At 71.6% G+C, this 26,611-nt stretch carries 23 protein-coding genes; 12 read left to right on the top strand and 11 right to left on the bottom strand.

Translation table 11 applies throughout. The annotated features are described in order from the left end of the window. Positions 1 to 292 precede the first annotated feature (292 nt). Complete coding sequence (locus FS769_RS14420) at positions 293 to 1,309, bottom strand: LacI family DNA-binding transcriptional regulator (protein WP_144834591.1); 1,017 nt, start codon at positions 1,307 to 1,309, stop codon at positions 293 to 295. A 140-nt stretch (positions 1,310 to 1,449) separates the two neighbouring features. Here FS769_RS14420 and FS769_RS14415 point away from each other — a divergent pair, with 140 nt between their 5' ends. The 4 genes from FS769_RS14415 to FS769_RS14400 all read left to right on the top strand — a co-directional run bounded on the left by FS769_RS14415 (position 1,450) and on the right by FS769_RS14400 (position 6,759). Then, complete coding sequence (locus FS769_RS14415) at positions 1,450 to 3,513, top strand: beta-galactosidase (protein WP_144834590.1); 2,064 nt, start codon at positions 1,450 to 1,452, stop codon at positions 3,511 to 3,513. After that, positions 3,510 to 4,439, top strand: a complete 930-nt coding sequence (locus tag FS769_RS14410; protein WP_144834588.1) for a carbohydrate ABC transporter permease — start codon at positions 3,510 to 3,512, stop codon at positions 4,437 to 4,439. The genes FS769_RS14415 and FS769_RS14410 overlap by 4 nt, the downstream gene beginning before the upstream one ends. Continuing rightward, entirely contained in the window at positions 4,436 to 5,356 is a 921-nt protein-coding gene (locus FS769_RS14405; protein ID WP_222123939.1) for a carbohydrate ABC transporter permease, read from the top strand. Before FS769_RS14410 ends, FS769_RS14405 begins: the two co-directional genes overlap by 4 nt. 74 nt (positions 5,357 to 5,430) lie before the next feature. Beyond that, a complete protein-coding gene (locus tag FS769_RS14400) occupies positions 5,431 to 6,759 on the top strand; it encodes an ABC transporter substrate-binding protein (protein ID WP_144834586.1) in 1,329 nt (442 codons plus the stop codon). Between the two features lie 93 nt (positions 6,760 to 6,852). Here FS769_RS14400 and FS769_RS14395 read toward each other — a convergent pair whose 3' ends face one another. From FS769_RS14395 to FS769_RS14385, 3 genes are read right to left on the bottom strand one after another with little or no spacing between them, the layout of a single operon-like run. Beyond that, entirely contained in the window at positions 6,853 to 7,245 is a 393-nt protein-coding gene (locus tag FS769_RS14395; protein WP_186325560.1) for a PIN domain-containing protein, read from the bottom strand. Continuing rightward, complete coding sequence (locus FS769_RS14390; protein ID WP_144834582.1) at positions 7,242 to 7,505, bottom strand: hypothetical protein; 264 nt, start codon at positions 7,503 to 7,505, stop codon at positions 7,242 to 7,244. Before FS769_RS14390 ends, FS769_RS14395 begins: the two co-directional genes overlap by 4 nt. Before the next feature lie 45 nt (positions 7,506 to 7,550). After that, positions 7,551 to 8,516: a LacI family DNA-binding transcriptional regulator gene (locus tag FS769_RS14385; protein ID WP_144834580.1), complete on the bottom strand. Its 966-nt coding sequence runs from the start codon at positions 8,514 to 8,516 to the stop codon at positions 7,551 to 7,553. Positions 8,517 to 8,566: 50 nt separating this feature from the next. Here FS769_RS14385 and galT point away from each other — a divergent pair, with 50 nt between their 5' ends. From galT to FS769_RS14365, 4 genes are all read left to right on the top strand, one after another. Next, complete coding sequence (galT, locus tag FS769_RS14380) at positions 8,567 to 9,742, top strand: galactose-1-phosphate uridylyltransferase (protein WP_144834579.1); 1,176 nt, start codon at positions 8,567 to 8,569, stop codon at positions 9,740 to 9,742. Next, positions 9,739 to 10,902 carry a galactokinase gene (gene galK / locus FS769_RS14375; protein ID WP_144834577.1) on the top strand — a complete coding sequence of 388 codons (1,164 nt, stop codon included), beginning with the start codon at positions 9,739 to 9,741 and terminating at the stop codon, positions 10,900 to 10,902. The genes galT and galK overlap by 4 nt, the downstream gene beginning before the upstream one ends. Before the next feature lie 310 nt (positions 10,903 to 11,212). Further along, positions 11,213 to 12,172, top strand: coding sequence for a squalene cyclase (locus FS769_RS14370; protein WP_144834575.1), 960 nt, complete (start codon positions 11,213 to 11,215; stop codon positions 12,170 to 12,172). A gap of 82 nt (positions 12,173 to 12,254) precedes the next feature. Beyond that, positions 12,255 to 13,712 (top strand): carboxylesterase/lipase family protein, encoded by a 1,458-nt coding sequence (locus tag FS769_RS14365; RefSeq protein WP_144834573.1) that lies wholly within the window; start codon positions 12,255 to 12,257, stop codon positions 13,710 to 13,712. A gap of 91 nt (positions 13,713 to 13,803) precedes the next feature. Here the strand turns inward: FS769_RS14365 and FS769_RS14360 are convergent, their stop codons facing one another. Then, positions 13,804 to 14,787, bottom strand: a complete 984-nt coding sequence (locus tag FS769_RS14360; protein ID WP_144834571.1) for an LLM class F420-dependent oxidoreductase — start codon at positions 14,785 to 14,787, stop codon at positions 13,804 to 13,806. A 143-nt stretch (positions 14,788 to 14,930) separates the two neighbouring features. Here FS769_RS14360 and FS769_RS14355 point away from each other — a divergent pair, with 143 nt between their 5' ends. Then, on the top strand, positions 14,931 to 15,926 hold the full coding sequence (locus tag FS769_RS14355) for a MauE/DoxX family redox-associated membrane protein (RefSeq protein WP_144834570.1): 996 nt from the start codon (positions 14,931 to 14,933) through the stop codon (positions 15,924 to 15,926). Positions 15,927 to 15,930: 4 nt separating this feature from the next. Here the strand turns inward: FS769_RS14355 and FS769_RS14350 are convergent, their stop codons facing one another. The 3 genes from FS769_RS14350 to FS769_RS14340 form a co-directional block, all read right to left on the bottom strand. Continuing rightward, positions 15,931 to 16,896 (bottom strand): site-specific DNA-methyltransferase, encoded by a 966-nt coding sequence (locus tag FS769_RS14350; protein ID WP_144834568.1) that lies wholly within the window; start codon positions 16,894 to 16,896, stop codon positions 15,931 to 15,933. Next, a complete protein-coding gene (locus FS769_RS14345) occupies positions 16,893 to 17,942 on the bottom strand; it encodes a biotin/lipoate A/B protein ligase family protein (RefSeq protein ID WP_144834566.1) in 1,050 nt (349 codons plus the stop codon). Before FS769_RS14345 ends, FS769_RS14350 begins: the two co-directional genes overlap by 4 nt. A gap of 150 nt (positions 17,943 to 18,092) precedes the next feature. Continuing rightward, positions 18,093 to 19,076 (bottom strand): DMT family transporter, encoded by a 984-nt coding sequence (locus tag FS769_RS14340; RefSeq protein WP_144834565.1) that lies wholly within the window; start codon positions 19,074 to 19,076, stop codon positions 18,093 to 18,095. A 71-nt stretch (positions 19,077 to 19,147) separates the two neighbouring features. Between FS769_RS14340 and FS769_RS14335 the strand changes: the two genes are divergently transcribed. After that, complete coding sequence (locus FS769_RS14335; protein WP_144834563.1) at positions 19,148 to 20,095, top strand: LysR family transcriptional regulator; 948 nt, start codon at positions 19,148 to 19,150, stop codon at positions 20,093 to 20,095. Between the two features lie 90 nt (positions 20,096 to 20,185). Here FS769_RS14335 and FS769_RS14330 read toward each other — a convergent pair whose 3' ends face one another. The 3 genes from FS769_RS14330 to FS769_RS14320 form a co-directional block, all read right to left on the bottom strand. Further along, entirely contained in the window at positions 20,186 to 21,367 is a 1,182-nt protein-coding gene (locus FS769_RS14330; RefSeq protein WP_144834562.1) for an ROK family transcriptional regulator, read from the bottom strand. Positions 21,368 to 21,465: 98 nt separating this feature from the next. After that, entirely contained in the window at positions 21,466 to 22,518 is a 1,053-nt protein-coding gene (locus tag FS769_RS14325) for an ABC transporter permease (RefSeq protein ID WP_144834560.1), read from the bottom strand. Beyond that, the gene (locus FS769_RS14320; protein ID WP_144834714.1) at positions 22,515 to 23,990 is read right to left on the bottom strand and encodes a sugar ABC transporter ATP-binding protein; all 1,476 of its coding nucleotides are present in this window, start codon (positions 23,988 to 23,990) and stop codon (positions 22,515 to 22,517) included. The genes FS769_RS14325 and FS769_RS14320 overlap by 4 nt, the downstream gene beginning before the upstream one ends. A gap of 282 nt (positions 23,991 to 24,272) precedes the next feature. On the opposite strand from FS769_RS14320, the gene FS769_RS14315 reads away from it, so the two are divergent. Both FS769_RS14315 and FS769_RS14310 read left to right on the top strand, forming a co-directional pair. Next, positions 24,273 to 25,322 (top strand): substrate-binding domain-containing protein, encoded by a 1,050-nt coding sequence (locus tag FS769_RS14315; RefSeq protein ID WP_144834558.1) that lies wholly within the window; start codon positions 24,273 to 24,275, stop codon positions 25,320 to 25,322. A gap of 88 nt (positions 25,323 to 25,410) precedes the next feature. Next, a complete protein-coding gene (locus FS769_RS14310) occupies positions 25,411 to 26,607 on the top strand; it encodes a Gfo/Idh/MocA family protein (protein ID WP_144834712.1) in 1,197 nt (398 codons plus the stop codon). The last annotated feature ends 4 nt before the right edge of the window (positions 26,608 to 26,611 follow it).

Genomic DNA, 26,611 nt, shown 5'->3' with positions numbered 1-26,611 from the left:
CCGTCACTCGGGGCGGACCATTCACGCCCCAACCTGCAGATCTCGCCCCAAACCCATCACATCGACCGACGCGCGACAGTACGGCGGTTTGGGGCGGATTCCGTCGCTTGGGGCGGAGAATTCACGCCCCAACCTGCAGATCTCGCCCCAAACCCACCACATCGACCGACGCGCGAGAGCACGGTGGTTTGGGGCGGATTCCGTCGCTCGGGGCGGAGAATTCACGCCCCAAGCTGCAATCCTCGCCCCGAACCGGGCCATCGCGACCGACGGCGAGAGCGCGCCGGCGCCGCTAGACCGAGGCCCGCCAGACGATCGGGGCGTCGAGCAGAATGCCGCCGGCATCGGCCACACCGCCCGACAGCTGCAGCAGCACGGTCTCGGCGGCCGCGGCGCCCAGTCCCTCGGCGGGCTGGTCGACCGTGGTGAGCGGCGGGTCGGTGCGCACCGCCCACGCGCTGTCGTCGAAGCCGACCACGCCGACGTCGTCGGGCACGCGTCGCCCGGCCGCGCGAAGGGCCTGCACGGCGCCGGCGGCCACGGCATCCGAGGCGCCGAACACCGCGTCGATGTCGGGCGCGCGCTCGAGCAGGCGCCGCATGCCGACCTCGCCGTCGGTGAAGGCATAGAGCGGCACGGGCTCGACCAGTGACTCGTCGAAGTCTTCGCCGAGTGCGTCGCGGAAGCCCGCCAGTCGGTCGCTGCCGGAGTCGCGGTCGAGGGCGGCGGCGATCATGCCGATGCGGCGACGCCCCGACGCACGCACGCGTGCGGTGATCGCGCGCGCGGCGCCGAGGTTGTCGATGCCGACCCAGGGGCGACGGATGCCGGGAGGGTGGCCCACGTAGGCGACGGGGAGTCCGAGGCGCTCGACCACGTCGGTGATGGGGTCGTGGTGACGCGCGGACACGATGACCGCGCCGTCGACGAAGCCGCCGCTGAGGTAGCGCGCGACCCGCTCGGTGTCGCGATCGGTGTCGATCACGAGGCACACCATCTGGTAATCGGCCTTCGACAGCGCGGTGTTGGCACCGAGAAGGATGCCGCCGATGTTGGGGTCTTCGAGGAAGAGCGAGTGCGGCTCGTGCACGATGAAGCCGACGGCCTGCGTGCGCTGGCGCACGAGCGTGCGGGCGGCGTTGTTGGGCACGTAGCCGACCTCGCGGATGGCCGTCTGGATGGCCTCGCGGGCATGCTCCGAGACGTAGCCGCCGTTGAGGACGCGGCTGACCGTGCCCCTCGACACCCCGGCGGCACGGGCCACGTCGTGCACGGTGCTGCGCCGGCGCCCGGGCGGAGGAGGCGTCATGTCGTCAGCCTATCGGGCGTGCGAGTTGACGATCTGCTGCGGTCCGTGTCACTATGTGCACGTTCACACATTAGCGCCCCTGTCCTTCGGTGCGTGACTGTGTGCACGTTCACAGAACCACGCAAAGGAGCGCCTCCCGGATGCTTGCCGTCGACCATCTGGCCCCGCTCGATCGCGAGAGCGATCGTGCGACCGACCCGACCCGCGCGGGCGACCGTCTGGCCGAGCTGACCCGCGAGGGTCTCGTCTTCGGCTGCGACTACAACCCCGAGCAGTGGGACCGCGCCGTCTGGGACGACGACATGCGCCTCATGGTCGAAGCGGGCGTCGGGCTCATCGCGATCAACATCTTCGGCTGGTCGTGGATCAACCCCGCGCACGGCGAGTGGGACTTCGCCGAGCTCGACGAGGTCATGGACCTCGCCCACGCCCACGGCATCCGGGTCAACCTCGGCACCGCGACCGCCTCCCCCGCCCCGTGGGTGACCACGCGGCATCCGGAGATCCTCCCCGTAAGCGTCGACGGCACGCGCCGCTACCCCGGCGGACGTCAGGCCTACTGCCCGAGCTCGCCGATCTTCCGCGGGTACGCCGCCGAGCTCAGCCGTCGCGTGGTCGAGCGCTACGCCGGTCACCCCGCCCTCGCGATGTGGCACGTGTCGAACGAGCTCGGCTGCCACAACGCCCTCTGCTACTGCGACGCCAGCGCCACGGCCTTCCGCGAGTGGCTCGAGGCCCGCTACGGCACGATCGCCGCTCTCAACACCGCGTGGGGCACCTCGTTCTGGAGCCAGCGCTACAGCGCGTGGGACCAGATCCTCCCGCCGATGGCCGCGCTCTCGTTGCGCAACCCGGCGCAGCTGCTCGACTTCCAGCGCTTCTCGTCCGACCAGCAGCTCGAGCTGTACCGCGCCGAGGCGCGCGTGATCCGCGAGCTCAGCACCGCGCCGGTCACGACCAACTTCATGGTGACCGCGCACATCCGTGCGCTCGACTACTTCTCGTGGGCCGGCGAGATGGACGTCATCGCCAACGACCACTACCTCGACCGACGTCTTCCCGAACCCCTCGCCGAGCTGTCGTTCGCGGCCGACCTCACGCGCGGTCTCGCCGACGGCGCCCCCTGGCTGCTGATGGAGACCTCCACCGGCGCCGTCAACTGGCAGCCGCACAACCTCGCCAAGGGCGAGGGCGAGCTGCTGCGCAACGTCGTCTCGCACGTGTCGCGCGGCGCCGACGGCATCTGCTTCTTCCAGTGGCGCGCCTCGGCCCAGGGCGCCGAGAAGTTCCACTCGGCCCTGCTCCCCCACGCCGGCACCGACACCGCCCAGTGGCGGAGCGTGCTCGAGGTGGGACGCACCCTGCGCCGGCTGCAGCCGATCGCCGGAACACGAGTGGCCTCGGATGCCGCCGTGCTCTTCGACTGGGAGAGCTGGTGGTCGATCGAGAACGAGGGTCGTCCGAGTGAAGACCTGCGCTACCTCGACCAGGTGCACGCGGCGCACGCGGCCCTCGCCGCGGCCGGCATCTCGACCGACGTCGTCTCGGCCTCCGCCGACCTGTCGGCCTACCGCCTGGTCGTCGTGCCGGCGCTGCACCTCGTGCGCGACGCCGACGCCGACGCGATCGCGCGCTTCGTCGAAGACGGCGGCACCGCCGTTATCACCTTCGCGAGCGGCATCGTCGACCAGGATGACCGCGTGCGCCTCGGCGGCTACCCCGGCGCGTTCCGCGACCTGCTCGGCATCGTGTCGGAGGAGTTCTCACCCCTCGGCCCCGGCCAGGTCGTCGCCCTCGACGACGGCACGACCGGCGCCGTCTGGTCGGAGCGCCTGCGCCCCGTCGACGCCGAGGTCGACGCCCGCTTCGTCGACGGTCCCGCCGCGGGCCTGCCCGCCCGCACCCGCCGCCGGGTGGGCGCCGGGTCCGCCTGGTACCTCGCCACCCTCCCCGCCGCCGCGGCCTACCGCGAGCTGCTGTCGCGGGTCGCCCAGGACGCCGGCATCCGCACCGTCGACGCTCTCCCCGGGGTCGAGATCATCCGCCGTGCGAGCGACGACCGCTCGTTCGTCTTCGTCATCAACCACACCACCGAGTCGGTCGAGATCGCAGCGCACGGGCGCGATGCGATGACCGACGAGGCCGTCGACGGCACCGTCGTCGTCGCCGGCGGTGCCGTCCGCATCATCGAGGAGGCCTCGTGACCACCACCGTTTCCGCCCCGCCGCGCGCCGCGCGCGAGAACGTACCGCGGCCACGACGCCCGCGGGTGCCGTTCAAGAGCGCGATCCTCATCCTGCTCGCCCCGTTCGCGGTGCTGTTCGTGCTGTTCTACGTGCTGCCGATCATCTTCGCGATCGTGCAGTCGCTGCTCGTGGTGCGCCGCGAGGGCACCTTCGGCAAGGCTGAGCTCGTCTTCGGCGGCCTGTCTCAGTACGTGCAGGTGTTCCAGAACGAGGCGTTCTGGTCGTCGATGCTGCGCATGCTCGCCTTCGGCGTCGTGCAGGTGCCGGTCATGCTCGGCCTCGCGCTGATCTTCGCCCTGCTGCTGGACTCGCCGCTGCTCAAGGGCAAGCGCTTCTTCCGCCTGGCGTTCTTCGTGCCCTACGCCGTCCCCGGCGTCATCGCCGCGATCATGTGGGGCTCGCTGTTCTCGCCGAACCTCTCGCCCTTCACCGCGCTGACCAAGAACGTCGACTTCCTCGGAGCCGACCTCGTGCTGTGGTCGATCGCGAACGTCGTGACGTGGGTCTACGTCGGCTACAACATGCTGATCATCTACTCGTCGCTGCTGTCGATCCCCAGCGAGATCTACGAGGCCGCCCGCCTCGACGGTGCCGGTCAGTTCCGCATCGCCTGGTCGATCAAGATCCCCCTCGTGCGACCGGCGATCGTGATGACCGCGATCTTCTCGATCATCGGCACGCTGCAGCTTCTCGCCGAGCCCCAGGTGTTCCGGTCCTTCAGCTCGGCCGTCACCAGCACCTTCACCCCCAACATGACCGTCTACGCCACGGCATCCATCCCCAACGCCAATCTCGCCGCCGCGTTCTCGGTGGTGCTGGCCGTGACCACCTTCGTGCTGTCGTTCGGCTTCATGAAGTGGATGCAGAAGAAGGGCAACGCATGAGCGCCGTCACCACCCCCCGCCCCGCGCGCAGCCCCCGTTCGGGCTCCTCCCGCCCGGCCGGCATCCGCTCGGGCGCCGTGCGCGAACCCCTCGTCTCGCGCACCTCGGCGATGCTCGTCATGGCCGTGTTCACGGTCTACTTCCTGCTGCCGCTGTGGTGGCTGCTGGTGGCCTCGAGCAAGAGCACGGGCGACATCCTCACCACGAACCCGCTGTGGTTCGCCGACATGCGCCTGTTCTCGAACATCGGCGACCTGTTCGCCTACCGCGACGGCATCTTCCTGCGCTGGCTCGGCAACTCCCTGCTATACGCAGGCCTCGGCGGAGCGGTGGCGACGCTGCTGGCCGCGATGGCGGGCTACGCCCTGGCGAAGTACCGCTTCCCGGGCCGCGAGCTGGTGTTCGACGTCGTGCTCGGCGGCGTGCTGGTGCCGGCGACCGCCCTGGCTCTGCCGCTGTTCCTCATCTTCAGCCAGGTGCAGCTGACCAACACCTTCTGGGCCGTGTTCCTGCCCTCGCTGGTCAGCCCGTTCGGGGTCTACCTCGCGCGCATCTTCGCCGCCTCGTCGGTGCCCGACGAACTGCTCGAGGCCAGCCGCCTCGACGGCGCGGGCGAGATCCGCACGTTCTTCACCGTGAGCCTGCGTCTGATGAGCCCCGCGCTGGTCACGATGTTCCTCTTCCAGTTCGTCGCGATCTGGAACAACTTCTTCCTGCCGCTGATCATGCTGCGCAGCGAAGAGCTGTTCCCCGTGGTCTTCGGCCTCTACGGCTGGAACAACCAGCTCAACCAGATCCCCGAGCTCCGCGGACTCGTACTGATCGGCGCCCTGCTGTCGGTCATCCCCCTCATCGTCATCTTCCTGCTCCTCCAGCGCTTCTGGCGCAACGGTCTCGGGACCGGCGCCCTGAAGTAAACCCTCCGGCGGCTCCGGCCGCCCCTCATCCCGGGCGGAATGGCCCGCCCGGGCACCCAGAGAAAGGCATTCCCATGAAGCACAGAATCCTCGCCGCGACCTCGGGCGTCGCGCTGTCGGCTCTGCTCCTGGCCGGTTGCGCCGGCGGCGGAAGCGGCGACGGCGCCGCGGCCGCAGCCGACTGCGCTCCGGCCGACGGACAGGTCACGCTCGAGTTCACCTCGTGGATCCCCGGTATCGAGAAGGTCGTCGATATGTGGAACGCGGAGAACCCCGACATCCAGGTCAAGGTGCAGACCGGCCCCAACGGCAACAGCGGCACCTACCAGAACTTCTTCAACCAGATCGCGGCCGGCAACGCCCCCGACCTCGGCCAGATCGAGTACGACGCCCTCCCGAACTTCCTCGTGCAGGACGGCATCGAGAACATCGCCGGCTGCGCCGACGTGGTCGCCGCGAAGGACCAGTTCGTGCCGTGGGCCTGGAACCAGGTCGCGCTCGGTCAGGACGACGCCGTCTACGGCATCCCCCAGGACATCGGCCCAATGGCGCTGTTCTACCGCAAGGACCTGTTCGCGGCGAACGGCATCGCGGTCCCCACCACGTGGGACGAGTACACCGAGGCCGCGAAGAAGATCCGCGCGCTCGGCGGCTACATCACGAACTTCTCGCAGTCCGACATCAACCAGTTCGCCGGCTTCGTCTGGCAGGCCGGCGGACAGTGGTTCGGCAACGACTCCGAGGGCTGGACCGTCTCGCTGACCGACCCCGCCTCGACCAAGGTCGCCGACTACTGGCAGTCGCTGATCGACCAGGACCTCGTCTCGACCTACCCCGCGTGGACCGACGAGTGGAACAACGCCTACAACTCGAGCCAGGTCTGGACCTGGAACTCCGCCGTGTGGGGTGCCAACTCCATCTCGAGCGGCGCTCCCGACACCGCGGGCGGCTGGGCCGTCTCCGACCTGCCGCAGTGGTCGGCCGGTGAGAACGTCGCGGGCAACTGGGGCGGATCGTCGATCGCCGTGCTCAAGGGCAGCGAGCACCCCTACGAGGCGACGAAGTTCGCCCTGTGGCTGAACACCTCGGAAGAGGCGCTCACCGCGCTGAACGAAGAGGCCAACCTCTACCCGGCCACCACCGAGGGCCTCAAGCTCCCCTCGCTGGCCAACGGTGTGGACTTCTACGGCGGCCAGAAGATCTACGACGTCTTCGCGAAGGCGGCCACCGAGGTGAACCCCGACTTCGTGTGGGGCCCGACCATGACCAAGACCTACGCCGATGTCTCCGACGGCTTCAAGGCGGCGGTCAGCGGCAGCGGCACCCTCGCCGACGCGCTGCAGAAGGGTCAGGACTCGACCATCAGCACGCTCGAGTCGCAGTCGATCCCGGTCAAGAAGTAACAGACTCTCCCCACGAGAGACGCCCGCGGATGCTCCGGCATCCGCGGGCGTTCTTCGTTTCCGGATGCCGCGGGCTGCCGGCGGACGCGGTGGTCAGTCGACCGCCGGCACGGCGAGTCCGAGCGACATCTCTTCGGCGACGGCGGCGAGACGCGCATCGAATGTCGCGAGCGGAACGCGATGGTGCACCGCCGCCGCGAGGACGCACGTGTCGGGCATCTTGAGCGCGTGCCGCGCGCGCAGCCGAGCGAGAACGAGCGGTTCGTGGGGACCCATCGGCGCGACGTCCACCCCGAGATCGCGGAGGGCACCCCACAGCTCTTCGTCGCGCCCGACGCGGGCGGCGGCGACCAAAGCCTCCGCCGCGGTCAGGGAGTGCATGAGGAAGGGGCCGGGTTGCTCCGCGAACAGGGTCTTCGCCCGGTCGTGGTGCGCGTCGCCGGGGCTGAACAGGGCGATGACGACCCCGGCGTCGAGCACGATCACTCGGGCCAGTCCGCGCGGAGCTCACGAAGATACCCCTCGGGGTAGATCCCCGCGAACCGCTCGACCACTGCATCCACCGCCCCGCGACGGGCGCGTGCGTTCTGCGCCTGCTCGTCGCGGATCGCCTGGCCGCCCCTCACGACGAGGTGCAGGAGCAGTGCGCTCGGCGACTCGTCGGGCCAGAGCGAACGCGCGATGCGGAGGGCCTCTTCGACGTCGCGCGTGTGCGTCACCTGCGTGCGCAGTCGGGTCGTCGGCATGCGCCGAGTGTACCACCGAGGTGTCCGGTGTACCACTTGGGCGGGTCAGACCGCCGTGCTGCTCTCGCGCACCACCAGCGCCGCGGGCACCGACTCGGCGATCGGCTGCCCGCCCTCGATCGCGGCGATCAGGGCCGCGACCGCGCGACGACCGAGGGCGTCGAAGTCCTGTCGCACAGTGGTCAGCGGTGGGCGGAACTGCGCGGCATCCGCGATGTCGTCGAAGCCGACCACGGCGACGTCGTCGGGCACCCGCCGGCCCGCGTCGGCGAGGGCGCGCAGGGCCCCCAGCGCCATCTGGTCGTTGGCCACGAAGATCGCGGTGGCGCCCGCGAGGGCGGCCGCAGCCGAGTGACCGGATGCCGAGGTCCAGTCGCCCCGGACGGGTGCGGGCACCGTCGCGGCGGCCTCGAGCAGCGCCCCCCGCCATCCGCGCTCGCGCTCCGCCGCGGCGAACGACCCCGCGGGCCCGGCGAGGTGGTGCACCGTGCGATGTCCGAGGCCGAGCAGGTGCGCGGTCGCGGCCCGCGCTCCCCCGGCATGATCGGTCTGCACGATCGAGAAGCGAGCGTCGGGCGGGGAGTCGACGACGACGAGGTGCAGGTCGGCGGGCGGCTCGACGTCGCGCGCGAGCTCGGTCGCCTCGTTGAGCACGACCGCTCCGTCGACACCCTGCGACCGCAGGCGTGCGAAGGCGTCGCGGATGCCGCGTTCGCCGACGGTCACCACGGCGAGGGCGTACTCGCGCTCGGCCGCGGCCTCGGAGATCGCCTGCAGCATGCGCGAGTTGCCGACCGACGCGAGGGTCGACACGACGAGGCCGATCGTGGAGGTCTGCCCGGTGCGCAGGGCGCGCGCGGCCCGGTGCATGCGGTAGCCGAGGTCGGCCATGGCCTTCTCGACGCGCACGCGGGTGGCGGGGTCGACGCGGGGGCTGCCGTTGGCCACGCGTGACACCGTCTGCGCCGAAACCCCGGCCTTTTCGGCCACGTCGGCCATGGATACACGCATCGCGCCCCCTTCATGTTGACGATATCACGCGCCAGATGTAGCGTGTTATCGTGAACACGGAGACCCCCACCGCGATCGAGCTGGGCGCCGGCGTCGTCAAGCGACCGACGCGCCTCGCCGACGGCCGCGACCTGATCTACTTCGACGATCCCGGCACGACGCTCGGCGCCGAGCGCGCGGTCGACGCCCGCACCCTCGACCCGCGGCCCGCCACCGCCACCATGCGTCAAGACGTGCTGACCGGTGACTGGATCACCGTGGCATCCAATCGTCAGAACCGGGCGTTCCTCCCCCCGGCGCACCTCGACCCGCTCTCGCCGCAGACACCGACCAACCCGTCGGAGATCCCCTCGCTCTACGACGTCGCGGTCTTCGAGAACAAGTCGCCCTCGTTCGGCCCCGCTCTCGACGCCGCGGTCGGCGACGCCCCGGCAGCCGTCGATCCCCCGCGCGGCGCCGACGACCTCGAGCACCTCGGCCTCGGCCGCACCCGCACCTCGGTCGGTCGCTGCGAGGTCGTCTGCTTCAGCCCCGAGCACGAGGGGTCGTTCGGTTCGCTGTCGCGCACGCGCGCTCGCACCGTCATCGAGGCGTGGGCCGACCGCACCGCCGCGCTGTCGCAGCTCCCCGGCATCCGTCAGGTGTTCCCCTTCGAGAACCGCGGCAAGGACATCGGCGTCACCCTCCCCCACCCGCATGGCCAGATCTACGCCTACCCCTACGTCACGCCGCGCACGCAGCGCCTGCTCGACACGATCTCGCGCACCTCCGACGATCTGTTCGCCCGCATCCTCGAGTTCGAGCAGGCCGGCGAGCGCGTCGTGCTGCGAGGCGAGCACTGGACGGCGTTCGTGCCGTTCGCCGCCCGCTGGCCCGTCGAGGTGCACGTGCTGCCGCACCGCCACGTCGCCGATCTGTCCGAGACGACCGACGCCGAGCGCGACGAACTCGCGCCGTTCTACCTGCGACTGCTGCGCGGCATCGACGCGCTGTACGACACCCCCACGCCCTACATCGCCGCGTGGCACCAGGCCCCGGTCGACCGCGCGCGTGACGCGATCCGCCTCAACCTGCAGATCACCTCGCCGCGCCGCGCCGCGGACAAGCTGAAGTACCTCGCCGGATCCGAGTCCGCCATGGGCGCCTGGATCGGCGACGTGACCCCCGAGTCGCAGGCCGAGCGCCTGCGCGCCGCCCTCGACACCGTTCCGGAGGTGACGGCATGACCGCCGTCGACGACGCCCGCGCCCTTCTCGCCACCCTGACCGACGCGCCCGTCGCGGGAGTGTGGTCGGCCCCCGGCCGCGCCAACCTCATCGGCGAGCACACCGACTACAACGAGGGCTTCGTCTTCCCCTTCGCGATCGCCCAGCGCACCGCCGCCGCCGTGGCCCTGCGCGACGACGACGTGATCCGCGTGAGCTCGACGTTCGCCGACGCGCCCGTCGAGGTCTCGCTCGCCGAGCTCGACGACCGCATCGCCGCCGGCGGCCTCGACTGGGCCGGGTATCCGCTCGGTGTGGCGTGGGCGTTGCGTCGTGAGGTTCCGGATGCCGTGACCCGCGGCGTCGACATCGCCCTGGCCTCGGAGGTTCCGGTGGGAGCCGGACTGTCGTCGTCGGCGGCGATCGAGGGAGCCGTGGCATCCGCCCTGAACGACGTCTGGGCAACGGGTCTCGACAAGGTCGCCCTCGCCCGCGTCGGCCGCGTCGCCGAGAACGACGCCGTGGGCGCGCCCACCGGGATCATGGACCAGATGGCCTCGATGCTCGGCGTCGCCGACGCCGCGACCTTCCTCGACTGCCGCACGCTCGACACGCGCCCCGTGCCGCTCGGCTTCGCCGACGCCGGTCTGTCGATCCTCGTCGTCGACACCCTCGTCGAGCACGCGCACTCGACCGGCGGGTACCGCGAGCGTCGCGAGGCCTGCGAGCGGGGAGCGGCCGCGTTCGGCGTGGCCTCGCTGCGCGATCTCACCGTCGACGACCTGCCGCGCGCTCAGGAGCTGCTCGACGACGTCACCTTCCGCCGCGTCCGCCACGTGATCACTGAGAACCAGCGCGTGCTCGACACCGTGGCCGCCCTCGACGCCGACGGTCCCTCCGCGATCGGCGACCTGCTGGTCGCCTCGCACGTCTCGATGCGCGACGACTTCGAGATCTCGGTGCCCGAGCTCGACCTCGCCGTCGACACGGCGCTGGTGAACGGTGCGCTCGGTGCCCGCATGACCGGCGGCGGCTTCGGCGGGGCGGCCATCGCCCTCATACCGGTCGGGCTCATCGAGGCGGCGACCGACGCGGTGCACGCCGCGTTCTCGGCATCCGGATACCGCGCCCCGAACGTCTTCACCGTGACCCCCTCGGAGGGCGCCCGCCGCGACGCGTGACCGGCCGGCGGGGCTGCCCGGTCACCGCGTGCACAACTCCGGAGATTCGGCCGAAAACCGGGCCATCGGCCTCTCCCGGGCCCGCAACCGACGCGAATCTCCTGAGTTGTGTACCGTCGGCGCCAGCGTCTGCCGCCGACGCGACCTGACGGCGGGCCCACGCGAGACCCGGACCGGCCGCCCGGTCGCCGCGTACACAACTCCGGAGATTCGGCCGCACACCGTCCCATCCGCCTCCCCCGGGCCCGGAACCGACGCGAATCTCCTGAGTTGTGTACCGCCTGCGGGGGCCCGGGCGTACCCTGCCCGCATGGGCGACGACGAGGTACTGGCCTGGCTGCGCGACAGCGACCCGAGCCTGCGGTGGAAGGTCGAGCGCGACCTTCTCGATGAACCCGAGGCGACTTGGCAGGCCGCCCGCGCCCGTGTCGCCCACGAGGGCTTCGGGGCGCAGCTGCTCGCCGCGCAGGGCGAAGACGGACTCTGGGCGGGCGGCGCGCACTTCCCCGCCGACTTCTCGGAAGATGAGCCGCAGCCCTGGACCGCGACGTCGTGGTCGCTCATGAGTCTTCGGGAATGGGGGGTGGATGCCGATGCCCTCCGCCCCGACACGGCCGGGCTCCTGAAGCGCAACGCCCGCTGGGAGTACGACGACCTCCCCTTCTGGGACGGTGAGGTCGACGCGTGCATCAACGCCTTCACCCTCGCGAGCGGAGCATGGCTCGGGGCGGACGTCAGCGGCATCCGGGACTGGTTCGTCACGCACCGCCTGCCGAACGGCGGCTGGAACTGCGAGTGGGTGGAGGGCTCGACGAAATCGTCGTTCCACTCGACGCTCAACGCGGTGATCGGGATCCTCGACGACGAGTGGCGCAGCGGCGGCACTCCCGAGCTGCACGCCGCCCGCAAGGCCGGTGAGGAGTACCTGCTCGAGCGACGCCTGCTCTACCGGCTCTCCACCGGCGAGCGCCACGTGTGGGCGCACCACCTCGGCTACCCGTTCCGCCACCGGTACAGCGCGCTGCGCGCCCTCGACCACTTCCGCGCCGCCGCTCTGCACGACGGGGAGGCACCCGATCCGCGGCTGTCCGAGGCCGTCGACCGTGTCCGCGCCTCGCGCGACCCCGACGGCACGTGGCACCAGGCGTATCCGATGGACGGCGCCGTGTGGTTCCCGGTCGACGTGCCCGCGGGTGAGCCCTCGCGATGGTTGACGTTCTTCGCGCTGCGCGTGCTGCGCTGGTGGGACGGCGCACGCGCTTCGGCGTGAGGGGTCGTCTTCTGTCGCTTCGGGGCGTGCGGAAGCGACGCTTTTCGACCCCTCACGCGGGATACGCGGCAGGATGAGGGGCATGGATGCCGCTCCGCTCGCGCACACGTCGAAGGGTGAGGTCCGGGGGTTCCGTCGGGGTGGGTTGGCCGTGTTCCTCGGCATCCCGTTCGCCCAGGCCCCCGTGGGTGCGCTGCGCTTCGCCGCCCCCGAGCCCGTCGAGGCCTGGGACGGGGTGCGCGAGGCCACGACCTACGGCGCCACGACGCAACGCGGCGACGCCGGAATCACGCTGATCCCCGAGCCGAGCGTGCCGGGCGAGTCCACGCTGAACGTCAACGTCTTCGCTCCCGCCGATGCGGTTCCGGATGCCGCGCTGCCGGTGCTCGTGTGGATCCACGGCGGCGGCTTCGTGTCGGGGTCGCCTGCCAGCCGCTGGTACGACGGCGACGCGTTCGCGCGCGACGGCGTCGTGACGGTCGTAATCTCGTACCGCCTGGGCTTCGACGGGTTCGGCGCCATCGAGGGCGCACCCGCGAACCGGGGTCTGCGCGATCAGATCGCCGCGCTCGAGTGGGTGCGCGACGAGATCCGCGCGTTCGGCGGCGACCCTGCCCGCGTGACGATCGCGGGCCAGTCCGCGGGCGGCGGGTCGGTGCTCGCGCTGATGGCCAGCCCCGCGGCATCCGGACTCTTCCACGCCGCGATGGCGATCTCGCCCGCCGTGGGCGCCGTCGCGGGATCGACAGCGCGCCGCTTCGCCGACCGGGTGGCGCGGCTGGCCGGGGTCTCGGCCGACCGCGACGGGTTCGCCGGGGTGCCCGAGGAGCGCCTCCTCGCCCTGCAGCGCGCGGCGCAGAAGCCCGAGCGCGGGGCGCGTCTGACCGGGCTCACCGCGCTGCTCGACGACGGGCTGCCCCTAGGGCCGGTCGTCGACGGCGAACTGCTGCCGGCGGCCCCTCTCGACGCTCTGGCCGAGGGCGCCTCGGCTGAGATCCCGCTGGTGATCGGGTCGACGGACGACGAGTTCACCGGGCTGACCGCCCGGTTCCGGGCGGTGCTGCGCCTGGTGCCGGTTCCGTTCGTATTGGCGGTGCTGGGGCTCGGGCGCTCGCGCCGCCGCGCCTACCTCGAGCGCACGAAACGCCGGGGCGCCGCGGCCGTGCTCGGCGGGTACGCGAGCGATCGCGTGATCCGGGCGACGGTGCTGCGTGCGGCGCGGGCCCGCGCGGGAGCCGCCACCTGGCTCTACCGCTTCGCGTGGCGGTCGCCGTCGCTGGGGATCGCCGGGCATTGCCTCGACGTGCCGTTCTGGTTCGACCACCTCGACGCCGAGGGCGTGGACCGCATCGCGGGCGAGACTCCCCCGGCCGCTCTGGCCGCCGAAATGCACGCCGCGGCGGTCGCGTTCGCGCGCGACGGCGATCCGGGGTGGCCGGCGTGGGATGCCACGACCCGGCGCGCGCGGGTGTTCGGCGCCGCGGCATCCGCCCCCGCCGTCGAGACCGACGCGTACGCCGACGTCGCACCGCTGGTCTGACCCGCGATCTCCGGCGTGAGGGGTCACTTCTTGTCGCTCAGGCGTCTGCGCGGCGACAGGAAGCGACCCCTCACGCGCGAGGGGACGACGATCAGAGCTGCGGGATGACCTCGCGCTCGAACAGCGAGATGCCCGAGGTGTCGTACGCGGCCTCGGGGAAGTAGTGGATCGCGTAGCCGAGGCCGTGGTCGGCCCGCTCGCGCAGGCGTTCGACGATCTGCTCGGGCGTGCCGAACGCGTCGGAGGAGCGGTAGTCGGCCTCGATGGCATCCGCCCGCTCGTCGCCCACGTGCGGACGCAGGCGCGCGACGACGGCGGCCAGGCGATCGGAGGCCTCGGCCTCGGTCGCGGCGACGATCGTGTTGAAGTTCGTCGAGCGGGTGATCTCGGACGCGTCGCGGCCGAGGGTCTCGCAGTGCCCGCGCAGCACCTCGGACTTGTGGTCGAACTCCTCGAGCGAGCCGCCGAAGTTGGTGTACGAGGCGTACTTGGCCGCGATCTTGAGCGTGACCTTCTCACCGCCGCCGGCGATCCACAGCGGGATGCCGCCGGGCTGCAGGGGCTTCGGCTGCACGATCGCGCCGTCGACCTCGTAGAACTTCCCCGACAGGGTGGCCTCGCCGGTGGTCCACGCCTGGTGCATGATCTCGACGCCCTCGCGGAGGCGCCCGAGGCGCTCGGCGATGGGCGGGAAGCCGTAGCCGTAGGCCTTCCACTCGTGCTCGTACCAGCCGCCGCCGATGCCCATCTCGGCGCGACCGCCCGAGATCGCATCGACCGTCGCCGCGACCTTCGCGAGGTAGGCGGGGTTGCGGTAGCCCATGCACGTGCACATCTGGCCGAGGCGCACGCGGTCGGTCGCGGCGGCGAAGGCGGCCATGAGCGTCCACGCCTCGTGCGTGGCCTCGCTGCTGGGCACGGGGGTGGTGTGGAAGTGGTCGTAGACCCACAGGGAGGTCCAGGGGCCGTCGTCAGCGCTCTGGGCGAGGGAATTCATCACCCGCCAGTGCTCTGCGGGGTCGATCCCCACGAGGTCGAAGCGCCAGCCCTGCGGAACGAAGATGCCGAAGTCCATGGCCTCACCCTAGGCCCGAGCGACGATCGCGGGGCCGGTCGGAGGCCGAATCCGGGCGGGGCGGGCGAGGTGAACGACCCTGCCGGGTGAACCGAGGGGCGCCACGACCGGTGGGCCTCCCGCGCGGCGACATCCTGGGGATCATGACGCCGTCCACGTCCGCCCTCGCCCCCGTCATCCTCGCCCTCGTCTGCATCGCCGCTCCCGCACTCGCGACCAGCGGCATCGCCAAGCTCGTCGCCCTCGACGACGCCCCGCGGACGCTCTCGGCACTGCGCCTGCCCCAGAGGGCCGCGCTCGCGAGCGTCGCCGCGGTCTCCGTGGTCGAGATCGTGCTCGGCGTCGCGCTGGCGATCGGCGACGGGTTCGTGCGGGTCGCCGCGGCCGGCGCCGTGGTGGTGCTGCTCGCGGCGTTCACGGTCGTGGTCACGCGTGCGGTCGAGCGCGGGTCGGCGGAGGACTGCGGATGCTTCGGCAGGTGGGCCGATACGCCCGTGTCGGCGGCCCTCGTGCGCCGCAACGGCGTCTTCACGCTGGGCGCGCTGGTGATGGCGGGTGCCGCCTCCGCGGCCTCCGCGGCGGGCGTGCCCTCCGCTGTCACGCTTCTCGTCGTCGCCCCGGTGGCGAGCGCGCTGACCCTCGGCGCGAGCGTGGCACTCGTGGTCGCGGGGTTTGTGGCAGCCCGCGCCGGCCGACGCGGGGGCCTGCCCTCACCCGACATCCTGAACCACCGTCCGCCGTTGCTGCGCGCGGACGGGCTCGTGATCGACGTCGTGACCGAGGCCGTGCGCGGGCGCGCGCAACTGCTGCTGTTCACGCAGCCGCTCTGCGGCAAGTGCGAGCGCGCGGCCGCCGTGCTCGACCGGCACCACGACGCGCTGGCCGGCTTCATGGACGCCCGCATCGTCTACGCGGTGGGGCCGGGGCTCGACTGGAACGCCCCCGCCCGCCAGGCCGACGGCCCCCGCACGGGCGCCGCGCTCGACCTCGGCGGCGCACTCGCGCAAGCGCTCGACATCGGCTCGCAGCGCCCCGTCGCCGTACTCATCGCCACGAGCGGCCACCCCGTGCTGCCCTACGCCGTGGGCGAGGAAGAGATCGAAGGACTCGTCGACGCGCTCGTGGGCTCGCGGGCCTGAGGGGTCAGTCGCCGAAGGCCGCGAGACGCTTGCGCATCACGGCGACCGCGTCGGCGTTGTCGTCGATCAGCACGCTGTCGCGCCCGAGGGGCGCGGCCACCGCACCCAGCGTGCCGCTGCCGGCGAACATGTCGAGCACCCTGTCGCCGGGCCGCGACGAGGCCTGCACCATGCGGCGCAGCACTCCCTCGGGCTTCTGCGTCGGGTAGCCGGTCTTCTCGCGACCCGTGGTCGGCACGATCGTGTGCCACCAGACGTCGGTGGGCATCTTGCCGCGCGCGGCCTTCTCGGCCGTCACCAGCCCCGGGGCCATATACGGCTCGCGGTCGACGGCGTCGGAGTCGAAGAAGTACGCCGACGGGTTCTTGACGTAGACGAGGATCGTCTCGTGCTTGGTGGGCCAGCGGCGCTTGGTCTTGGCGCCGTAGTCGTAGGCCCAGATCAGCTCGTTCAAGAAGTGGTCGCGACCGAACAGCGCATCGCACATGACCTTGGCGTAGTGCACCTCGCGGTAGTCGAGGTGCAGGTAGAGCGTGCCGTCGTCGGCGAGCAGGCGCCAGGCCTCGACGAGCCGCGGCTCGAGGAAGCCCCAGTAGTCGTCGAACCGGTCGTCGTAGGTGCGCAGGTCGCCGCGCAGGCGCGCGTACTCCCGGCCGTGGAAGCCGCGCTGCACCACCGGCGGCGGGGGCGGCTCCTCTTCGGGGAAGTCGAGCATGTTGGGATCGTCGACGGATGCCGCGGTCTCGGGCGCGGCGTCGGGCTCCTCGGCATCCGGAGCCTCTTCCGCCGAGAGCTTGCGCGTCGCCGACTCGACCGCCTTGGAGCGCGTGCGGCCGGTGTTGAACGGCGGGTCGAGGTAGACGAGGGCGAAGCTGCCGTCGGCCAGGCCCGGGGTCACCGCAAGGTTGTCGGCGTGGTGGATCGCGACGCTGCCGGGGGCGGGGGCGTCGGGCAGGGCGTCGACGCTCACGGGACGCGCTGCAGCCACTGCTCGGTCGAGAACTTGGAGGCGACCAGGGCCTCGGCCTCGGCGTACTCCTCGTCGGAGATGTGCCCCTCGGTCGCACCGTAGAGCGTGGTGAAGGTCTGGATGAAGCGGTCGATGACCTCGTCGCGCGGCAGACCGGTCTGGCTGCGCAGGGGGTCGACGCGCTTGGCGGCCGACACGGTGCCCTTGTCGCTGAGCTTCTCGCGGCCGATGCGCAGCACCTCGGTGAGCACCTGGCCGTCCATGTCGTAGCTCAAGGTCGCGTGATGCAGCACCCCGCCGTTGGCGAGGCGCTTTTGCGCTGCGCCGCCGATCTTGCCGTGAGGACCGGCGATGTCGTTCAGCGGCTGGTAGATCGCGTCGATGCCGAGCGAGCGCAGAGCCTGCAGCACCCAGTCGTCGAGGAAGGCGTACGAATCGGCGAAGGTCATGCCCGCCACCAGCGACGCGGGAACGTACAGCGAGTACGTCACGATCGAGTTGGCGGCCATGAGCATGGCGCCCCCGCCCGAGATGCGGCGCACCACGTCGAAGCCGTGCTTCGCGGCGCCTTCGGGGTCGACCTCGTTGCGCAGCGACTGGAACGATCCGATGACGACGGCGTTCTCGTTCCACTCCCACAGGCGCAGCGTCGGCTTGCGCAGCCCCGCACCCACGCGCGCGGTGAGCACCTCATCGAGCGCGAGGTTCATGCGGGGCGAGACGGGGCCGTCGTGCACGACCTCCCACTCGAAGTCGCCCCAGCCGGGGGCCGTGACGAGGGCGCGGCGGATCGCGGTCGCGACCGACTCGGGGGTGAATCCGAGCAGCTGCGCCCCCTCGGGCAGCGCCGCGCGGATCGCCGCGGCGAGCGTGGGGACGTCGGACTCGACCGGCATGCCGTTGACGGCCGCATCGATGTCGTCGAGGGCGTCGTCGGGCTCGAGGAAGAAGTCACCCGCCAGGTGGAAGCCGTGGATGCGGCCCTCGCGCTCTTCGAGGTCGACGACGACCAGTTTTCCGCCGGGGACCTTGTACTCGCCGTGCATGCCTCCAGCCTACGGCGGCGGGGGCCCGACCACGGCGGCGTTCGCCGCGCGGGGGCCGGAGCGGGCCGGGCCGGGGCGCCGCCGAGGCACCGCCGGCGAGCGCGAGACTGCATCTCGCTGACGAGTCCGTGTCAGGTTGACGCGGGGATGTCAGCGAGATGCAGTCTCGGGGGTCGAGGCCGCCCGCGGGGCGGCGAGCGCGGCGGAACCGGCGGGCGGGGTGGGGCGGGACGCGGCCGCGGCGACGGAGCGGCGATGGCGGCGCTCGATCCCCTGGCCGGCGTACGACGCGGCGATGATGAGCGCGGCCCCGAGGTAGCCGGGCAGGCCCACGGCCTCGCCGCCGATCGCGACGCCCACGGCGAGCGCCCACACCGGCTCGGTGCCCATGAGGATGCTCGCGCGGGTCGCCGAGGTGCGCCGCACCGCCCACAGCTGCACCGCGAAGGCGAAGACCGAGCACATCACGCCGAGGAAGACGACGTCGAGCCATCCGGATGCCGTGAGGCCGGCGACCGCGCGCGGCAGCTGCGCGCCGGCCACGGCCGACGAGGTCGCGGCGCACACGAGCATCTGCACGAAGACGACCGCGAGGGTGCTGTCGTGGCGTCCGCGGGTGAGACGCGCGCTCGCGGTGACGTGCACGGCGCGGACGACCGCGGCGGCGATCACGAGCGCGTCGCCGATCGAAGGGGTGCGCAGCCCTCCGCCCGACACCAGCAGGGCGACGCCGACGATCGCGGCGACGGCGGCGACGAAGTACGACCGCGGCAGCCAGGCCCGTGCCGCGACGCTCTCGAGCACGGGGGTGAACACGAGCGCGAGGCTGATGAGAAGGCCCGCGTTCGTCGCCGAGGTGAGGTGCACGCCGGCGGTCTCGAGCCCGATGACCGCCGCCTGCGAGCAGCCCAGGAGGGCGGCGATCGCGAGGCCGCGACCGCGCGGCATCCGTTCTCTCCTCACGAGGCAGATGACGCCGAGGGCGAGCGCGGCGACGAGGAAGCGCAGCGACACCGCCGCGGCGACCCCGGTCTCGGCGGCGAGGTCTTTGGCGGCGAGGAAGCTCGCGCCCCACACCGCGGCGACCGCGATCAGCAGGATGTCGACGAGGAGTTCGGGTGTTCGGCGGGTCACGCCTCCAGCGTGCGGGAGGCCACCCGGAAGAACAACGCCAAGCTTCTTCATCGTGTCGTAAGTTCGGACTTATGGATGTCGTCCACCTGCGCCTGCTGCGCGAGCTCCGCGACCGTGGGAGCGTGGCCGCCGTCGCCGCCGCCCTGCACGTGTCGCCCTCGGCCGTGTCGCAGCAGCTCGCCGCGCTGCAGGCGCGCGTGAACGTGCCGCTGACCACTCGCAGCGGTCGCGTGCTCGCTCTGACCTCGGCCGGCGAGGCGCTCGCGGCCGCGGGCACCCGCGTCGACGAAGCGCTGACCGAGGCCCGCGAGGCGGTGGGCGCCTTCGTCGAGAGCGCCGACCGCCCCGTGCGCGTGTCGGCGTTCCACAGCGCGGGGCTCGCGCTGTTCGGCCCGCTGCTCCGAGAGCTCGCCGGGACACCGCCCCTGCACCTCGCCGACGCCGACGTGGCGCACCGCGACTTTCCCGGGCTGACCGCCGACCACGACATCGTGCTCGCGCACCGCCTCGCGCACGACGAGCCCTGGCCGGCCGATCGCGTGGTGACGACCCCGCTGCTGACCGAACCGCTCGACATCGCGCTCCCGGCCACGCATCCCCTCGCCGCGCGCCGCGTGCTGCACGCGGCCGATGTGGCCGACGAGGCCTGGGTGTCGGTGCACGAGGGCTTCCCCCTGGCCGGAGTGCTCGACCACCTCGCCGCCCACGTGGGGCGGCCGCTGCGCATCGCCCACCGCATCAACGAGTTCTCGGTGACGGCCGAGGTCGTGCGCGCGGGCGCCGCGATCGCCATCATGCCGCGCACCACCTCGACCCCCCTCGCCGTCGACGGCCTCGTGCTGCGGCCGCTGGTCGACCTCGACCTCGTGCGCCACGTCGACGCCCTGACCCGCCCCGACGCGCTCGCCTACGCGGCAGTGCGCCGGGTGCTGGCGGCGCTGGTCGCGGTCGCGCGCGCGGCGGAGCGCTCGGGGACGACCGGCGGGATCCCGACCTCCGTCGAGACCGCCGCCCGCTGACGAGTCCACGGGCGCCAGGACACCGCGCCGTCGGCGGGACGCCGGCCGAACGGCATCCGGAAACGTCCTCGCGAGGAGCGAGGCGTCGGCTCAGGCCGAGAGGAAGGCGGCGGTCAGCGACTCGGGAGACAGGGCGTGCTCGATCGCGAGCATGCTCGCCCCGATCACGGCGGCCTGCTGGGCGGCGACCGACTGCACGATCGAGAGGTACTCGGTGGCCAACGGCGTCGAGCGCGTGTAGACGACCTCGCGCACGCCCGCGATGAGGTGCTCGCCCACCCGGGCCATCGAGCCGCCCACCGCGATCACCGAGGGGTTCATCACGCTGACGCAGGTCGTGAGCACCTCGCCGATGTCGCGGCCCGCCTGGCGCACGGCCTGGATCGCGTCGACGTTACCGCGCTTGACGAGGTCGACGACGTCGGAGCCGGTGTGCGCCTCGATGCCCTGAGCGCGCAGCGCGCGGGCGATGGCGGGGCCGGATGCCAAGGCCTCGAGGCATCCGCGATTGCCGCACTGGCAGGGGATGTCGGCGCCGCGGGCGACCTGCACGTGACCGATGTCGCCGGCGATGCCCTGCGCCCCGCGCAGGAGACGGGAGTCGGAGATGATGCCGGTGCCGATGCCGGTGGCGACCTTGACGAACATGAGGTGCTCGACCGCGGGCCATGCCGTCGCGCGTTCGCCCAGCGCCGAGATGTTGACGTCGTTGTCGACGAGCACGGGAACCGGCAGGTGCTGGTAGACCCACGCGGGGATGTCGAAGCGGTCCCACCCCGGCATGATCGGCGGGTTCACCGGCTGCCCGGTGGAGTGCTCGACGGGGCCGGGGACGCCGATGCCCATCGCGGCGACGTCGGCGGAGGTGCGCCCGGAGTCGGCGAGCAGCTGCAGCGCCCCCTCGACCAACCAGGTCAGCACCGGAACCGGACCGAGAGCGACGTCGAGGTCGGTCGTCTTCTCGGCCAGCACCGTTCCCGCGAGGTCGGAGATGGCGACGGTGGCGTGCGAGGCGCCGACGTCGGCGGCCACGACCACCTTCGCGGCGGGATTGATCGCGAACTGCGACGGCGGGCGCCCCCCGGTGGAGGCCGCTTCGGCCACGGGGGTGATGAGGCCCATGCGCATGAGCTCGTCGACGCGCACCGCGACGGTCGAGCGGGCGAGACCTGTCGACTTCGCCAGCTCCGCGCGCGTGCGCGGAACCCCGTCTCGCAGCAGCTGGAACAGCTGGCTCACGCCGTTGCCCGTCTGCACCGCATCTGTGGTCATCCTTCTCACGCCCTCAGTACACCATCACCAGACATGCGTTCCATCCATATGCCGACGGCGGCTGCGCACATTACGCAGCCGCCGCCGGTCGACGTTCGTCAGCCGCGCCCGGGCGGCCTCGAGAAGCGCTGCTGCAGCAGCACCGCGACGACGATGATGACGCCCTTGGCCACGGCCTGCACCGACGACGACAGGTTGTTCTGGATGAAGACGTTGGTGAGGGTGGCGAAGATCAGCACGCCGAACACGGTGCCGGTGATGGTGCCGCGTCCGCCGACGAGCAGGGTGCCGCCCACGACCACCGCGGCGATGACGTCGAGCTCGAGCAGCTGGCCGTTCGTGGAGCTTCCGGCGGTCGTACGGCCCAGGAACATCACCCCGGCGATGCCGGAGGCCAGCCCCGCGAGCACGTAGAGCCACATCACGTGGCGCTTGACGTTGATACCGGCCAGGCGCGCGGCCTCGCGATTGCCGCCGATCGCGACCGTGCGACGGCCGAAGGTGGTGCGGTTCAGCAGCACCCACCCGAGCACCGCGACGATCGCGAAGATCCAGATCAGCATGTTGACACCGAGGATGTCGGCGTTCATGAAGGTGATGAAGCTGCGGTCCTCGACCACGAGGGTGCGGCGCTCGGCGAGGATCTCGGCGAGACCGCGGGCCCCGACGAGCATGGCGAGGGTCGCCATGAAGGCGACCACGTTGCCGTAGGCGATAACGATGCCGTTGATGAGGCCGGCGGCCGCCCCCACCGCGAGCGCGAAGATCACGAACACGATCCAGTGCATCGAGTCGGCCAGGTCCTGCACGACGGCGAGGGTGCCGACGACGGATGCCAGGCCCACGACCGACCCGACCGAGAGGTCGATCCCGCCGGCGATGATCACCAGCGTCATGGCGATCGCGACGACCCCGGTGATGGAGGCCTGGCGGAGGATCACGAAGACGTTGTCGACCGTGAGGAAGGTTCCGGGAGCCGTGATGGCGCCGACGATGAGCATCACCACCAGGGCGACGACGAGACCGATGTTGCGGCCGGCGGAGCCGGAGAAGAACGCCCGCACGGGAGAGCCCGCGGACGAGGAGGACGGCGCCTGGCCGGCCTCGGCGGGAACCGTGCGCGCACGGGTCGGGGTGGTCGGCTCGCTCACGCGGCGGATCCTTTCATGACGAGGTCGAGCACACCGTGCTCATCGATCTGGTGGGAGGGGAGCGTGCGGAGGATCCGGCCGTCGGCCACGACGAGCACGACGTCGGCCAGTCCGAGCACCTCTTCGATCTCGCTCGAGACCACGACGACGGCGTTTCCGGCGGCGGCGAGGTCGCGGATGAGGGCGTAGATCTCGGCACGGGCGCCGACGTCGACGCCGCGGGTGGGCTCGTCGAGCAGCAGCACATTCGTGCCGTGGATGAGCCAGCGGGCGAGCAGGATCTTCTGCTGGTTGCCGCCCGAGAGAGTGCGCGCGGCGCGGTCGGGATCGGCGGGGCGCAGCTCGAGGGTCTCGAGCTGCTCGCGCGCGGCGCGCCGAGCCGAACGGTCGTCGAGGAACCCGCCCTTCGCGAAGCGCGACATGGTCGCGAGGGTCGCATTGACGAAGATGGGCTCGTCGAGCACCAGACCCTGGCTCTTGCGCTCCTCGGGCGAGAGACCGACGCCCGCCTTCACGGCGTCGAACACCGACCCGCGCGAGAGGGTCCGGCCGCGCACGCTCACGCTGCCGCCGCTCGAGCGACGCGCACCGTAGACCGTCTCGAGGATCTCGGACCGCCCCGAACCGACCAGGCCCGCCAGCCCCACGACCTCTCCCGCGCGCACCGAGAACGACACGCCGGAGAAGACCCCGGCGAGGGCGAGGTCGCTCACCTCGAGCACGACGGGGGCGTCGGCGGCGACCGGGACGCGCTCGGGGAAGACGTTCGTGATCTCGCGGCCGGTCATCAGGCGGATGAGCTCGGAGGTCGGGGTCTCGGCGGCCGGCAGCCCCACCGCGGTGGTGCGCCCGTCCTTCAGCACGGTGATGCGGTCGCCGATCTCGCGGATCTCTTCGAGACGGTGGGTGATGTAGACCACGGCGATACCCTCGGCGGTGAGCTCGCGCACCACCGCGAAGAGGTTCTTGACCTCTTCGCTGTCGAGGACGGCCGAGGGTTCGTCCATGATGATCAGCTTGATGTCGTGCGACAGCGCGCGCGCCATGCTGACGATCTGCTTGTTGGCGGCGCTGAGCGAACCGACCTCGGTGTGCGGGGAGAGGCTCGCGTGCCCGAGCCGGCGCAGCAGCTCGGTCGTCTGCCGGGCCGCCGCGGAGCGCTTGGTGAAGCCCCCGCGCGCGATCTCGTGGCCGAGGAAGATGTTCTCGGCGATGGTCAGGCCGTCGACGACGTCGAGCTCCTGGTACATCGTGGCGATGCCGAGGTCGATCGCCGCCTGCGGGTCGGCGATCTCGACGCCCTCGCCCAGCCAGGTGATCTCACCCCCGTCGGGGCGGTGCACGCCGGCGAGCGTCTTGATGAGCGTCGACTTGCCCGCGCCGTTCTGACCGAGCACGCAGTGCACCTCGCCCGCGCGCACCTCGAGGTCGACGCCGCGCAGCGCCTGGACGCCCGAGAAGGACTTCGTCACGCCTCGCACGACGAGTAATGGCGTTTCATAATCAACTTTGATCACGCGGTGACCATAACACGCCGCCACCCGGGCCGCGAGGATCGTTATGAGGGCGCAACGACTGGAGAGCGCAACGTGAAAACTCCGGGTCTAGGGCCTCTTTGCGCTTTTGCCGCGCAAGCAACAAAAGTTGACTGCTTTCGAAACCTTTCTGCTAGCGTGAGCCGCGTCACCGTGGACGCCTCCTCGATTCGGGGCCCGCGATGGCGCCTGCCGCATCACATTTCAAGGAGGAAGTACATGCGCTCACAGCTGAAGTCGCGCTCGCGTCTGGTTCTCACCGGCGTCGCCGTACTCGCATCGGTCACCCTGCTCGCCGGCTGCACCGGCTCGAACGACGACGCCGAGAACATCGTCGACCAGGGCACCACCACCGAAGAGAACGCCGCCACCGGCGACACCGTCACGATCGGTTTCTCGGGCCCCGCCGCCGACCACGGCTGGCTCGGCGCCATCAACTCCGGCGCCCTCGCCGCCGCCGCCAGCTTCCCCGACGTCGACCTGCAGGTCGCGGAGGGTACCAACGACGTCAACGCGCAGATCGCCGCGGTCGAGACCTTCATCAACAACAAGGTGGATGCCATCGTGCTGCTGCCCAGCGACGGCGCGGCCCTCACCGAGGTCGCCACCAAGGCGATGGAGGCGGGCATCCCCGTCATCAACGTCGACCGCGAGTTCTCGAGCCCCTTCGCCGCCCGCTCCACCGTGCTCGGCGACAACTACGGCATGGGCGTCAGCGCCGGAACCTACATCTGCGGTCAGCTCAGCGGCCAGAGCGACGCCGTCGTGGCCGAGATCGCCGGTATCGACTCCCTCCCGCTCACGCAGGACCGCTCGGCCGGATTCGCCGACGCCCTCGACGACTGCGGCCTGAAGGTCGGCCCCCGCGTCGCCGCCGACTTCACGGTGCAGGGCGGCGAGTCCGTGACCTCGCAGCTGCTGTCGGCCAACCCCAAGATCGACGCGATCTGGAACCACGACGACGACCAGGGCATCGGCGTGCTGGCGGCCATCACCGCCGCCGGTCGCGACGAGTTCTTCATGGTCGGCGGCGCGGGCAGCCGCAACGCCATGGAGGCGATCCAGGCCGGAGACACTCCCCTGCAGGCCACCGTCATCTACCCGTCGACGCAGGCCGCCGACGGCATCGCGCTGGCCCGCCTCATCGCGCAGGGCAAGACCGCGGGCGACCTCATCACCCCGAGCGTGCCGAACCGCATCGTGCTCGATGCGCCCGTCGTCACCAAGGACAACGTGGCGGACTTCATCGACCTCTCGTTCGAGTCCTGACCACCGTGGGGCGCCCGCGGCAACCGCAGGCGCCCCACACCCTTTCGCAGAGAGAGACCCCACCGTGACCCAGGACCTTCGCATCGCCATGATCGGCGCGGGATTCATGGGCGCCGCGCACTCCCAGGGATGGCGCGTCGCACCCCGCTTCTTCGACCTCCCCCTCACTCCCCGCATGAGCGTGCTCGTCGGCCGCGACGCCGAGCGCACCCGATCCGCCGCCGACACCTGGGGCTGGGCCGAGAGCTCGATCGACTGGCGCGAGGTGATCGCGCGCGACGACATCGACGTCGTCGACATCGTCACCCCCGGCGACTCGCACGCCGAGATCGCCATCGCCGCCCTCGAAGCCGGAAAACACGTGCTGTGCGAGAAGCCCCTCGCCAACACCGTCGCCGAGGCGCGGCGCATGGCCGAGGCCGCGGCATCCGCTCGCTCGACAGGCGTGCGCTCGATGGTCGGCTTCACCTACCGCCGCGTTCCCGCGGCCACCTTCGCCCGCGACCTCATCGCCGACGGCCGCCTGGGCGAGATCCGCCAGGTGCGGGCCGAGTACCTGCAGGACTGGCTCAGCGACGCCGAGGCCCCGCTCACGTGGCGCCTGCAGAAGGAACGCGCCGGCTCGGGCGCCCTGGGCGACATCGGCGCCCACGCGATCGACATCGCCGAGTTCATGACCGGACGCCGCCTGACCCGCGTGGCCGGCGTCGTCGAGACGATCGTCTCGGAACGCCCCGTGCTGGCGGAGCGCTCCGGCCTCTCCGGGTCGGCCGGTGCCGAGCGCGCCGCCGTCACGGTCGACGACGTCGCTCTGTTCCTCGGCCGCTTCGACGGCGGAGCCCTGGCCTCGTTCGAGGCCTCGCGTTTCCGCACCGGGCGCAAGAACGCCCTGCGCGTGGAGATCTCGGGCGCGCTCGGCTCGCTCGCGTTCGATCTCGAGAGCCCCAACGAGCTGCAGTTCTACGACGCGACCGCCCCCGCGACCGAGCAGGGGTTCCGACGCATCCTCGTCACCGAGCCCGAGCACCCCTACATGAGCGCGTGGTGGCCGGCCGGTCACATGATCGGCTACGAGCACGGGTTCTCGCACCAGGCGAAGGACTTCGTCGAGGCCGTCGCGGCCTCCCACGACCCGCGGCCGTCGTTCGCCGACGGCCTGCACGTGCAGCAGGTGCTCGACGCCGTCACACGCAGCTCCGACGCCGACGGCGTCTGGACCGGTGTCGAGGCCGACCCCGCCCCCGCAGACGTTTCCGCCGACGACCGCGCCTACGCGGCATCCTGACCGA

Source organism: Microbacterium sp. BH-3-3-3 (assembly GCF_007679045.1).
GTDB lineage: Bacteria > Actinomycetota > Actinomycetes > Actinomycetales > Microbacteriaceae > Microbacterium > Microbacterium algihabitans.
This window is presented reverse-complemented; position numbering and strand designations above follow the sequence as displayed.